The following is a 12985-nucleotide window of genomic DNA, read 5'->3' as shown; positions in this document are numbered from 1 at the left end:
GTCTCGCCGCGAAGGCACGTGCTGAAGAAGTTACGAAACTGATTCGGGCCGCAGAAGTCACCCCGAGAGTCGATGAGGCCGAGGTCCAACGGCTGAAGAGAGAACTTATCGAGCTCAGGGCGTTTCGTGCCAGACGGTCCATGCGAGCGGTCTCGGTCCTGATTCGCCCACTCGAGACTCCCTATCGCCACGTAAAGCGGGCCGTTCGCAGCTTGGTGAAGCGAAATGGCTGAGCCGCGGACCGGTGATTTGAACCTCTCGCACTACTCGCGCAAACTCACCGACGTCGGCGGCACCCTGGTTCGGCTCGAGGCTGCACCATCGGCAACCGTCGTCATACCGGTCTTCAACGGCGGCGAGGTCGTTCGAGCCTGCGTCGCTGCGGTTCGCGCACACAGCTATGGGCGCCGTGTCGTTGTCATCGATGACGGGTCAACCGATCCGCTCACGTTGGACATCCTCGCCGAAGCGGAGCACAACGGCGTCGAAGTCGTGCGGAATCAAGAGAACATCGGCTACACGAGGACTGCGAACCGCGGTTTCGATCTGACGGGCGACGACGATCTCATCTTGCTGAACAGCGACACGATCGTCGGCCCGCTCTGGATCGAGCGGCTCCGCTGGGTCGCCTACTCGCGAAACTCCGTCGCATCGGTGTCAGGGGTTTCTGACAATGCAGGCGCATTCGCAATGCCCGTTGCGGGTCAGCTCAACGATTGGCCTCTCGCGTCCGAACCAGAGGCTTGCGCGAGGTTCGTTGCCCAGAACGTTCAGACCTTCTCTGTGACCGCGCCGACTGGTCATGGGTTTTGCTGGTACCTCAGACGAGATGCGATCGAGGCCGTCGGCCGCCTTGATGAGCACGCATTCCCGCGAGGATACGGTGAAGAGAATGATTGGAGCATGCGGGCGGTCGCCGGTGGAATGGAGCATCTCCTCGCACCGCAGGTATTCGTCCAACACGCTCAGGCGGTATCGTTCGGCTCTTCGCGGCAGGCACTCATGGCAGAGGCGCGCGAGACGTTGGGCGTACTTCATCCGAGCTACCGGAGACTTGTTCGAGAATGGCTCGATTCGGGTCCGATGCTCAAGCTGCGCGACGAGTTCGAAACAGTTCGTGCAAATTCGAGTGAATCTCGCGCGCTTCCGCGCACGCTCTACGTCATTCATCAGTCCGGTGGCGGCACCCCCCAGACGAATCAAGATCTGATGGACGCTCTCGACGACGAGCAGGAGGGCTTCCTGCTCGTCGCTCGCGACAACTACGTCCGACTCGAGCGACGAACTGCCGGTACGGCAGTACTGCTCGAGGAGTGGCGACCGGCAGAACGGTTCAGCATCCGCGACACCTGGCGACCTGACTACGCCGAGGTACTTGCGTCGTGGATCATGAAATATGCCATTGAACTCATCCATGTTCGGCACCTGATCGGCCAGCCGCTTTTGACACTGCCACGTGTTGCGAAGACCCTTGGCGTGCCGTTCATCCTGTCGACGCACGACTTCTACTACGTCTGCCCCTCGATTCACCTCCTCGATGAGAATCTGAAGTTCTGCGGAGGAGTCTGCACTCCCGGCGCAGGACAGTGTCGGCTTCCGAATCGATTCACGCGCGGTGCCCCGAACTTGAAGCACGAGTGGATCGGAGAATGGCGCGATCGTGCCGACGAGCTGTTCGGTGCCAGCCGTCACATCGTCGCCACCACCACGAGTGCCGCAGGCATCTACGCGGAGAACTTCCCGGACCACGCGAGCAAGCTCATTCTCATCGAGCACGGGCGCGATCTGAGCACCAATTGGGATACGGTACGCTCCGGCCGGGAACGTCGCCCCGGTCCACTTCGAATTGCGTGTCCCGCGCGATGGGACGTACACAAGGGCATCGACTACCTACGCAGCCTCGTTGAGCTCACGTCACCCGATGTCGAGTGGCACATCCTTGGTGAACGAGCCGAGCAAATCGGCGGCCAGAACGTTGTACTGCATGGCGAGTACAACCGCGATTCGCTTCGCCCACTCGTCGATGAGATCGATCCGGACTTCATCGGCCTATTCTCGATCTGGCCCGAAACGTATTCACACACCCTCACAGAAGCATGGGCCCTCGGCATCCCAGTGCTGGCTACTGATATCGGCGCGGTCGCCGACCGGATTCGCGCGCATGGTGGCGGCCACCTCGTGCCCGTGGATTCGCCGGCCGCCGCTGCGGAGTACCTCCTTCAGCAGAACCTGATCGATGAAGCCGCGGTGCTCCGCAATTCCGCGCGTACTTCGATCCGAACCCGTGAAGCGATGGCTCAAGACTATGCACGGGTGTATCGGGAGACTCGAATCCCGCGGAGCTACCCCGAGCTGCTGGTCACGCAATGATGACGGCCCCGATCGCCCGCCCGTCCTGCCAGGGCAGCAGCTGTGAGTGAGAGGGCAGGCGGCGGGCTTGTCGGGCAAGGCTCTGGCGGAAAGTTGAGCGATGGCCTGAACGGTCACCGCAATTCCCTAGGTTTCCTGCGGCTGTTCATGGCTGTTCTCGTGATCTTCTCGCACGCGTTCATTCTCGGAGGATGGGGTCACGACCCGGTTGGACGTCTGACTCATCAACAAGAGAGCGCGGGCGGGTTCGCGGTGGTGGCGTTCTTCGCGATGAGCGGCTACCTCGTCACGCAGAGCGGTGCTGCCACTGACGTTGTCCAGTTTCTTTGGCGAAGATTCTTGCGAATCTTCCCGGGGTTCTGGGTGGTCTTGCTGCTCACCGCCTTCGTGGTCGGCCCTTTGATGTGGAAGTTGCATTATGGGCAGAGCCTGGGCAGTTACTTCTCGGGTGATACCGATGGCGGGCCGCTCGACTATGTCGCTCGTAATTTCGATCTGACGATCGAACAGCTCGGCATTCATTCACTCTTCTCTGACGGTCCGTTCGGCGAATCGACTGGCGGGAGGAGCTCCGTGAATGGATCCCTCTGGACGCTTGCATACGAATGGCGCGCGTATCTCTTCATCGCGGTCCTCGTCCTCTTCGGGGGCGTGAGGAAGCTACGGTTCGTCGCCCTCGCAGCGGTTCTTTTGCTCGCGATCGGTCTGGCTGCGGGCACATTCGCGTCTCCAGCGCCTTCGTCGCCGCTGCCGTTCGTCGACGCGAAATTCGCGAAAGTCGCGCTGGCATTCGCCGTCGGGTCGTGCTTAAGTGCCTTCTCCGACCGTGTTCCGCTCGATGACCGGCTGGGCTGGTTCTCCTGGCTGGTAGTCGCGGCGTCACTGCTGCAAGGCGGATGGCTTGTCGCCGGAGTCATCGCTCTGCCCTATGCCCTCCTCTGGACGGCTGTGAGACTCCCCGCCGTCTTTCAGAAGATTGGAGCGCGGAACGACTACTCGTACGGCGTCTACATCTACGCCTTTCTGATCCAGCAGGTCACCGTTGCCATCGGCTGGAACTCATTCGGATATGTGCCGTGGGTGGCGGCGACGCTCGCCCTCACTTTCGCCGCCGCCTGGGCAAGCTGGCATCTCGTCGAACGTCCTGCGCTGCGTTTGAAGAATCGGGGACCAGGACTCGGTCTGGCGCATTGGCGGAGTCGACTCTCCTCGATATCTCAGACCTCCTCCCATCGGAAGAGCGGTCGTTTCGGGGGCTCCTCCGATGCATCCTCCGGGGCGAGTCAGCGGGCGGTCGAGCTTTGAGTAACCGAACCAGCTGCGATGATCAAGACTGAATGGGGCGATCGATGACCATACAACCGCCATCACGGGCCATCCTCATCACCCAGTCTCAACTGCGTCGGTTTGCTGGATCAGAGATTGTCACTCTCGAACTTGTCGAGCATTTCGCTTCGACAGGCTCGCCCGTTGTCGTCGTGACCCATGCATTCGAAAGCCCGATGCGGGAAGAGATTCTGAACGCGGGTGACGTCGAAGTCATCCTGATGTCAGATCCGAATCTGTCGGATCGATTGGGCCAGTACGACTTTGAACTCGTCTGGATCCATCATTGTGTGATCCCAAAGATTGTCGCAGCGGGCGACATCGACGCGCCCATAGTCTTCAACCACATGTCTGGGGTGCATCCGATCGAACACCCGATGCTCCCGTCGATCGAGCGGCAACTCGCAACGCTTTCCCTGTTCAACTCCGAAGAGACGATGGAAGCCCAATCGGCTCGTGGCGCGCTTGCATCACTGAGTCACGAACGGATCCGGGTCTTTCCGAATCCAGCACCCGACGCATTCACGGCGATGCCTGCTCTCAACGCTCGTGCTCGACCTCGACTTGCGATTGTGTCGAACCACATCCCAGATGAGCTTCTCGAAGCAGTCGCCCTGCTCGAGGGTCGGATCGACTTGGATCTATTCGGGGAGTCCACGGCTAAGGCCACAACGCAGCTGTCGCGCATCACTCCGAGCCTCCTCGGCGAGTACGACGCCGTCGTCACCATCGGTAAGACAGTCCAGTACGCTCTCGTCGGTGGGCGACCGGTCTATTGCTACGATCGCTTCGGCGGGCCCGGGTGGTTGAATCCGTCGAATCTGGAGAAGTCCGCACACCATAACTTCTCCGGCCGCGGCTTTGGACAGAAGACTGCCGAGACGATCGCCGACGAATTGGAGAACGGACTCGTCGATGCGAAAACGCATCTCGACGAGATCGCAGACCGGATTGGCGACTGTTACCTTCTTAGCTCACAGATTCCCCGGGTAATCGAATCCTGCAGAACGTCGCAGCGAAACACTTGGGCGCTGAGCCGAGAGGATCAGACCGCTTTGGAGCTCCTCCAAGACCTCACCGCCACCTGGGTCTCAGCCGTGGAGGGCAGCGCGAAACGCGAGCGCGGGCGCCGCAAAGGGCTCGATCGGATCGCCGTGCTCGAGCAACAGCGGGCGCATCTCAAGGCGAAATCTACGGCGTTCGAGAAGCAGCGCGACCGGGCGAGACAGCACGCACGAGAACTACGGGAATCTCTCGATTCGAGCCTGGCAGTTGTCGAGCGCGAACGCGACGATGCGCTTTTCGCGGCGTCGAATTCACGCGATGCCGCGGACAGGGCAACCGCAGCTGCTGAGGCTGTCGCTGCGCGGCTCGACCGCACGGAGCGCGAGTTCGACGCATTCCGGTCGAGGCGGATCATCCGTCTCGCCGAGCGCATCGCTAGACCCTACGGCGCCGCGTTGAACATGGTGCTACGCCATCGTTCGCGCGGAACGTCGACGAGGTGAGTGTCACTTCAAGAAGTACCGCCGACAAGATCACATCGATCTGGATACGCCAGTGGGCGACACCGACCAGGACGCTCGCACTCTCGAGAATCGCGTTCGCGGGCGGACTCCTCTTCATCTGGGTGCCGACCGATGCTGCACCGCTCGGCCGCTTAGCCGGCGAACTTTTCGCACCGCCCCTCGGGCCGATGGCCGTGTTACCGGAGTTCCCACCAGAGGCATTCCTCCTCGCGCTGGAGCTCCTCTCGCGCGCCGCCCTCATCTTGATCTTGATGGGCTGGCGAACGCGCGACGCGTCGCTCGCGTTCGCGCTCTCCGAATCGATCCTCGCAGGTACGCGCTACAGCACCGGCAAGATCGACCACGATATTCTCCTGTACACCGTAGTGCCAGCAGTGATGGCGTTTTCGGGATGGGGAGAGACGATGTCGATTGATTCCTACCAATCGCGCATCCGCCGCAGAAGCGATCATTCTGCGCTCGCCGTCGCGGCCGTGGCACTCGCGGTCGGTGCAATGTTCTTCACGTCGGGTCTGGCAAAGGCCGCAACCGGCTGGCTTCGCCCTGATGGCTCCGCTCTCGAAGCATGGGCGACGCTCTACGCGAACTCCTACGGTCTTCCCCCAGCCGGAACCCTCTTGCTCGAAACACTTCCCGGATGGGCTTGGAAGTGTCTGGATCTCGCCACAGTACTGTTCGAGTTGGGGTTCTTCGTGGCGATCGCCCTCCGACCGGTCGCGCGGTTCTACGTGATCGGCGCTGCGATATTCCACATCGGAATCCTCTTCGTGCTCGGAATCGACTTCTCGAAACTGGTCTTGGTCTATCTGATCCTGATCGGGACCCTTGGAGCGAAAACACCGAGTGACCGAGGGCATCCCAATCAGCGCGAGCGCCCGGCGCTTGTCGTATGGCGCTGGCCAATCGCGATCACACTCGCGCTGTTGTCGCTCTGGCAATATGTCGCCGAGCTCGATATACGCACAGTCGTACCTCACATGCCGACCGTCAACTCGAGCGCGACAGTCGGGCTGCTCGTTTTGTTGATCTTCACCACGTTCGCGGCGATCACCGTCCGACGTTCTCCCGAGTGCGAGCTACAACCTCGGCTCCCTCCGATACACGGCCTGGCAGCGGCGTTCGCCGTGGCGTTCCTCGCGTGCAGCGCACCGGTCATCACGTACCTTGCCTCGGAACCATATCCGTCGATCATGGGGCCCCTTTTCATGGGGAACCAATCGACCGGAGGTGTGATCAACACCACAACACAGTCGTTGGCGATTCGATCGAATAAACACGAGCGCGCGATCAGCGCCACCGAGTTGTTCGGCATCACCGAACCATATGCAACCAACTTGGCACTGTTTCACTTCCCGGCGCCAGCTGACGGAGCCTCTCGGTTTGCAGAACTGAGTACGCTCGGGCACAGGTTCGCTGCGCTCCCGCTGCATGCCCGGTTGTCCGACGCTCAAAGGGTCGAGGCTGGCGCCCTCCCGGGGCTCGCGACCGGAGACGAGCTCATCGTTCGTTGGACGCGTACGGAGTATCGCGAAGGAGCACAGACCGACACGCGGGTTGAGCTCGAATACGTGGTCTCAGCCGAGTAGCCGCCCCGACAACCCGCCCGCCAGGCGGTCTCCTCGCCGCATCCGGTCTTGAATCCTTACGTTTCTCGATCTCCGTCACGTGCTCAGGCGCGCATCCTCAAAATCGAACGTGCCAGTACCGGACTACGCCGTGCCGTGGTCCAGCACAACACCGCACGTGCACGGGTCCAGTCGACCTGCTCCGCGACCACCTTCGCCGAGTACGGGCACAACCAGGCCGTCCCCCAATGTCCTCAATCGATGATGAACGTTGCGCGAGCCCAACTGGGGAAGGCTTGCGCGACGTGCTCAATCGCGACACCGCTGGCCACTATTACCGAACAGCACAGAGATCTGCCCCTGCGCTCAGACGTCAGCTCGAAGCGGCCGAGCACCCGGGCGGTTCGGTCGCCGATATGTCGGACTTCGCACTTACATGAACACCCTGGCACCACACCCAGAGAGCGAGGCCGCGATCGGGCTGCGGCCCATCGCGGCCGCTCTCACTCGCGCCCGAGCCCCCGGTACTGGAACCCAGCGGCCTTCCATGTGGCGACATCGAGCACGTTGCGCCCGTCGATGATGCGCGCCGAGCCCATGAGCTCGGCGACACGAACGGCGTCCAGTGATCGGTACTCGTCCCACTCCGTGACGAGCACGGCGAGCTCCGCGCCGGCGAGCGCCGCCTCGACGTCGGTCACGTAGTCGAGCTGCGGATGCCTCATTCGCGAGTTCTCGATTCCGTGCGGGTCCGTTGCGACGACGTCGGCGCCGAGGCCGTGCAGTCGTGCCGCGACGTCGAGCGCCGGCGAGTCGCGGACGTCGTCGGAGTCGGGCTTGAACGTGAGCCCGAGCACGGCGATGCGCTTCTGGAACACCGATCCGCCGAGCAGTTCGACGCTCAGGTCGATGACCCGTTCACGACGACGCAGGTTGATCGCATCGACCTGGCGGAGGAAGGCGACCGACTCGGCACGGCCGAGCTCCTCGGCTCGGGCGGTGAATGCGCGGATGTCCTTCGGCAGGCAGCCGCCTCCGAATCCGATGCCCGCGTTGAGGAATCGCCGCCCGATGCGTGCGTCGTGCCCGATCGCGTCGGCGAGGGTCGTGACATCCGCACCGGTCGCCTCGGCGATCTCGGCCATGGCGTTGATGAAGCTGATCTTGGTGGCCAGGAACGCGTTGGCCGCCGTCTTGACGAGCTCAGCGGTCGGGAGGTCGGTGACGATGCGCGGTGTGCCCGCGTCGATCGCGACCCGGTAGACCTCGTCCAGCAGCGCTGCCTGGCCCGGATCCGTGACGCCGTACACGAGCCGGTCGGGGGTGAGCGTGTCGGCGATGGCGTACCCCTCTCGCAGGAACTCGGGATTCCATGCCAGGGAGGCTCCCGTCTCGGCGAGCCGCACTGCGAGGTCCGCCGCGGTTCCGACGGGAACCGTGCTCTTCCCGACGACGAGTGCTCCGGGCTGTACCACCGCGCGCAGCGCGTCGATCGCCGCGTGGACGAATCGGAGGTCGGCGGCGTCCGAATCGGCCTGCTGGGGCGTACCGACCGCGAGGAAATGCACCTGGGCGCCGGCCGTCTCCGTGATGTCGGTGGTGAAGCGCAGTCGCCCGCCCTCGACGCCGTCGAGGAGCAGTTCGGCAAGCCCCGGTTCGTGGAACGGCGCCTCGCCCGCCGCGAGCGTCGCCACCTTGGCGGGGTCCGTATCGACGCCGACCACATCATGGCCGAGCTTGGCCATCGCCGCGGCATGCACAGCACCGAGATATCCGCAGCCGATCACCGAAATCTTCATGTTCCACCTTCTTGTCCGACCACTATTGTGCTGGACGCGAACGGTAGCCTTGAACGCATGACCTCAGCCCGTCGCCCGCCGCTCATCGGCGCCTACGCGACGTTCGCGCTCTTCACGGTGCTCGCAGGCCAGTTCTGGCGCAATCTGCTCGGCTGGTGGGGGTTCGGCATCGTCGCCGCAGTCGTGCTGATCGGCGCCATCGTCATGGTCGTACAGGTGAGGCCGAGCTGGATCTGGCGCCGCGTGCCGAAGTCGACGCTCGTCTTCGTGCTGCTCGCGACGGTTTCGATCGCGTGGTCGTTCTACCCCGGGGCATCCGCCCTCGGTGTGGCCATCACCCTCGCGACCACCTTCACCGCCGTCGCCCTCGTGCTGTGCCTCAACTGGACGCAGTTCGTGCGCTGCCTGGGCGGGGCGCTCAAGTGGGTGCTCGGGCTCTCGCTCGCCTTCGAGCTCTGGGTCGCGATCTTCGTCGGCGGGCCGCTGCTGCCGAACTTCCCCGATTTCGAGGTCACCGGCGAGAAGCTGCCGATGGCCTTCTACTGGTCGCGCGGCCTCCTCTTCCACGGCGGCCCCATCGAGGGCATCGTCGCCAGCCGCAACCTCCTCGCGATGGTCGCGCTGCTCGGGCTCATCGTCTTCGGCGCCATGCTCGCGGCGGGCAGCGTCCGGCGGGGCTCCGGCATCGCATGGATCGTCGTCGCCGGTCTCGTGTTCGCGCTCACCCGCTCGGCGACCATCATCCTCGTCGCCGTCATCGTGCTCGTGGCGCTCGGCTTCGCGCTCTGGGCCCGGCGGGTCGGACCCGAGCATCGGCGCGGGGTCTACTGGACCGCGGCGGCGGCGCTCGTGGCTGCCGTCACCGCACTGATCGTCTTCTGGGATCGCCTGCTCGACCTGTTCGGCAAGAGCGAAGACCTCACCGGCCGCTTCGACATCTGGAACTCCGTGGTCGGGCTCGCGGTCGAGCGCCCGTGGTTCGGCTGGGGCTGGGTCGGATACTGGGTGCCCTGGGTCGAGCCGTTCGAAGAACTGGCGGTGCGCAAGGGCGTCACCTACCTGCAGGCGCACAACGCCTGGCTCGACGTGTGGATGCAGCTCGGCGTCATCGGCGTGATCGCATTCGCCTCGATCGTGATCGGCGCCATGTGGCGCTCCTGGTTCCTCGCCGTCGACCGGCCGATGGATGCCTCGGGGCGCCCGCTCCCCCACTCCGCCGCCGCTCTCGTGCCGCTGCTGCTGCTCGTCGCGCTCGTCGGCCAGAGCTTCGCCGAGAGTCGCCTCCTGATCGAGAGCGGCTGGCTGCTGCTCATCGCGATCGCCTGGTCGACCAAGCGGCGCCAATGGGAGCACGAGCCGTTGCCCGCCGAGCCGTTGCCGGTGCCGGCGTCACGGATGCCCCCTCCCGAGGTCGCTCGATGAGCCCAGCCTCGCTGACCGGGGACGACCTCCGATGAGCTCGCCCGGAGTCGGCCGGGGCCGCAGCGACGGCGCGGCCGGCCCATCGCAACTGAGCATCGCGCTGCGCGAGTTCGTCGGCTCGGCCCGCTTCGCCCAGGCGCTCACGCTCACGGCCGTGGGCCTCTCCTTCTCGACGCATGCCGTGCGCAGCATCATCGGCACGCCGGGCCTGCTCGCCGCAATCGCCGGGCTCCTCGTGCTCTGCGCCGCCTCACTCGTGGCGCGCTGGCGTGCCGTGGAGTGGTACGGCATCCTCCCGCTCTCGATCCTCGTGTTCATCGGGTGGTGCACGGCGTCGGCGCTGTGGAGCAGCCTGCCTGCACTGGCATCCCTCGCCCGCGTCGGCTACCTCGTGGCCTTCGCGTTCATCGGCGTCTACATCGCCCTGATGCGCGACACCATCCAGATCGTGCGTGCGTTCGGCGACGTCATGCGGACGCTCCTCGGCCTCTCGATCGTGCTCGAGGTCGTGTCGGGCATCATCCTCGACGTGCCCATCCGCGTGCTCGGCATCGAGGGCGGCATCGCGGGGCTCGGGCCGATCCAGGGCATCTTCGGATCGCGCAACATGCTCGGGTTCGTCGCGCTCATCGCCCTACTCACCTTCCTCGTCGAATGGCGCATGAAGATCGTGCAGCGCACTCGCGCCATCCTCTCGCTCACGCTCGCCGGGCTGTGCCTGATCCTCTCCGGATCGCCGACGACCTGGTTCGCGCTCGGCGCCGCGCTGCTGGCGCTCGCGGCACTCTACGGCCTGCGGAAGGCCTCCGCGCCGACGCGCTGGCGCTGGCAGATCGCCCTGCTCGTCACCGGCGTCGTGACGATCGTCGCGGCGTGGATCTTCCGCATCCGCATCATCGAGCTCCTCGACGCACGCAGCGAGTTCGACGTGCGCCTCGACGTCTGGCGGGAGCTGTCCCGGTATCTGAACCTCAACCCGCTGCAGGGCTGGGGCTGGGTCGGGCCCTGGCCGGATGCCCCGCCGTACACGTGGATCGAGCTCGCCACGGGCCGGGCTCACGGCACGGCGCTCAACGCCTACATCGACGTGTACTTCCAGGTCGGCGTGATCGGAGCGCTGCTCTTCATCGCGCTGCTCGGGGTCGCCCTCGTTCGCGCGTGGTTGCTCGCGTCGACGCGGCGCAGCGTCGTGTACGTGTGGCCCGCCCTCATGCTCGTCGCGATCACGGTGACCTCGTTCGCCGAGAGCTTCGCCCTCTTCGAGGGCGGGTGGATGCTGCTCGTCGTGTGCGCGGTCAAGGCCGCGCGCGACATGAGCTGGCGCGACGCCCTGCGGCGGGAGTGAATCCCGACGTTCCGTCGCCCTGAATCCGAGCGGCCCCTGAAGCCGTGTCCACTACACTCCTTCTGTCAGCACCCCTCTCGAGGAAAGCTGTCAGCGCCCCACTAGGAAAGGCAGATGTGCGAACCGCCCTCATCGGTTACACCGGCTTCGTCGGATCCAACCTCGCTTCCCGCCACGAGTTCGATGCCGTCTACAACACCCGGAACATCGCCGAGATCGCGAACGAGTCGTTCGATCTGGTGGTGAGCGCCGGCAACCGTGCAGACTCCCACCGGATCAACCGCAACGGACCGGAGGATCTCGCCGAGATCGACGCGCTCGCCGATCGCCTCGACTCGGTGCGCATCGGCAAGCTCGTGCTCGTGTCGACCGTCTGCGTGTACGCCGGCGGCTCGACGCCGACCGAGTCGACCCCGCTGAGCCCCGAGGACCTCACTCCCTACGGTGCCAACCGTCTCCACCAGGAGCAGCGCCTCTCCGCCGCGCACGACACCCTCGTGATTCGGCTCCCTCAGCTGTACGGCGACGGCCTGAAGAAGGGCATCATCTACGATCTCGCGAACGACTACCGCGTGGAGCACATCCGGCCCGACGCCGAGTTCCAGTACTACGATGCCCGACGCCTCTGGAACGACATCGGCGTCGCGCTCGAGGCGGGCATCGATTCGTTGAACCTGGCCACTCCGCCACTCCGCGCCGACACCGTCGCACGCGAGGGATTCGGCATCGACGTCTCGCAGAACGACCCCGGACCGGCCGACCCGTTCGCCGCGATGTACAGTCGCGACATGCGCACGGAGCACGCCGGTCTGTTCGGAGCCTCCGGCGGCTACCTGCTCGACGAGGCCGCCGAACTCGACGGCATCCGCGAGTTCGCCCGATCGATCCGAGAGGTGGTCTGATGTACGAGGGACACAAGGTTTCGGCGATCGTCACGTGCGCCGGCAAGGGCACGCGTTTCGGCTCGAACAAGCTGCTCGTCGAACTCGACGGGATGACCATCATCGAGCGCACCGTTCGGTCGATGATGGTGCCGATCATCGACGAGGTCGTCGTGACCGTGAGCCCCGAGCACGAGGCCGAGTACCGGCGGATCCTCGTCGAAGAGGGCGGACTCGAGGTGACGTTCGTGCACGGCGGCGCCGAGCGCCACCTCTCCGCGATGAACGGCCTCGAAGCGACCACGGGCGACATCGTGATCACGCACGACGGCGTCAGGCCGTTCGCCACGGCGGAGCTCATCGAGCGCGTCGTCTCGGCGACGGTCGAGCACGGAGCCGCGATGCTCGGCATGCCCAGCACGGTGCAGGTCAAGCTCGTCAGCGACGACGGATTCATCGAGGGTTCGCTCGACCGATCGCACTCCTGGCTCGGCCAGACGCCGCAGGGCTTCAAGCGCGAGCTCCTCGATCACGCCTATCGACAGGCCGTCGAGACCGAGTACTCTCGCGTGAGCGACGACGCCGACCTCGTCGCCGAGTTCGCAGGAACCTCGGTGCGCATCGTCGAGGGGCATGTGAACAACATCAAGATCACGACCCCGCAAGACCTCGGCACGGCTCGGCTCATCGTCGAGCACCTCGTCGAAGACGAGTAGCAGCGCTTCTCCCCCTCACTCAGCACTGCTGA

At 64.6% G+C, this 12985-nt stretch carries 9 protein-coding genes; 8 read left to right on the top strand and 1 reads right to left on the bottom strand.

What is annotated here, in order from left to right:
* Window positions 1-225 precede the first annotated feature (225 nt).
* The 4 genes from BUR99_RS01375 (at window position 226) to BUR99_RS01360 (ending at window position 6811) form a co-directional block, all read left to right on the top strand.
* Window positions 226-2370 carry a glycosyltransferase gene (locus BUR99_RS01375; RefSeq protein WP_074258594.1) on the top strand — a complete coding sequence of 715 codons (2145 nt, stop codon included), beginning with the start codon at window positions 226-228 and terminating at the stop codon, window positions 2368-2370.
* A gap of 93 nt (window positions 2371-2463) precedes the next feature.
* Window positions 2464-3675 (top strand): acyltransferase family protein, encoded by a 1212-nt coding sequence (locus tag BUR99_RS01370; RefSeq protein ID WP_143231333.1) that lies wholly within the window; start codon window positions 2464-2466, stop codon window positions 3673-3675.
* 44 nt (window positions 3676-3719) lie between these two features.
* Complete coding sequence (locus BUR99_RS01365) at window positions 3720-5204, top strand: glycosyltransferase family protein (RefSeq protein WP_143231331.1); 1485 nt, start codon at window positions 3720-3722, stop codon at window positions 5202-5204.
* On the top strand, window positions 5201-6811 hold the full coding sequence (locus BUR99_RS01360; RefSeq protein WP_143231329.1) for an HTTM domain-containing protein: 1611 nt from the start codon (window positions 5201-5203) through the stop codon (window positions 6809-6811). Before BUR99_RS01365 ends, BUR99_RS01360 begins: the two co-directional genes overlap by 4 nt.
* A gap of 482 nt (window positions 6812-7293) precedes the next feature.
* On the opposite strand, the gene BUR99_RS01355 is transcribed toward BUR99_RS01360, so the two are convergent.
* On the bottom strand, window positions 7294-8589 hold the full coding sequence (locus tag BUR99_RS01355; protein ID WP_074258590.1) for a UDP-glucose dehydrogenase family protein: 1296 nt from the start codon (window positions 8587-8589) through the stop codon (window positions 7294-7296).
* Between the two features lie 57 nt (window positions 8590-8646).
* On the opposite strand from BUR99_RS01355, the gene BUR99_RS01350 reads away from it, so the two are divergent.
* From BUR99_RS01350 to BUR99_RS01335, 4 genes are all read left to right on the top strand, one after another.
* Window positions 8647-10011 (top strand): O-antigen ligase family protein, encoded by a 1365-nt coding sequence (locus BUR99_RS01350; RefSeq protein ID WP_074258589.1) that lies wholly within the window; start codon window positions 8647-8649, stop codon window positions 10009-10011.
* A gap of 31 nt (window positions 10012-10042) precedes the next feature.
* The gene (locus BUR99_RS01345) at window positions 10043-11356 is read left to right on the top strand and encodes an O-antigen ligase family protein (RefSeq protein ID WP_074258588.1); all 1314 of its coding nucleotides are present in this window, start codon (window positions 10043-10045) and stop codon (window positions 11354-11356) included.
* A gap of 116 nt (window positions 11357-11472) precedes the next feature.
* Complete coding sequence (locus BUR99_RS01340) at window positions 11473-12258, top strand: NAD-dependent epimerase/dehydratase family protein (protein ID WP_074258587.1); 786 nt, start codon at window positions 11473-11475, stop codon at window positions 12256-12258.
* The gene (locus BUR99_RS01335) at window positions 12258-12953 is read left to right on the top strand and encodes an IspD/TarI family cytidylyltransferase (protein ID WP_074258586.1); all 696 of its coding nucleotides are present in this window, start codon (window positions 12258-12260) and stop codon (window positions 12951-12953) included. Before BUR99_RS01340 ends, BUR99_RS01335 begins: the two co-directional genes overlap by 1 nt.
* Window positions 12954-12985 lie beyond the last annotated feature (32 nt).

Origin of the sequence: Agromyces cerinus subsp. cerinus (assembly GCF_900142065.1) — a bacterium.
In the GTDB taxonomy this organism is placed as follows: domain Bacteria; phylum Actinomycetota; class Actinomycetes; order Actinomycetales; family Microbacteriaceae; genus Agromyces; species Agromyces cerinus.
This window is presented reverse-complemented; position numbering and strand designations above follow the sequence as displayed.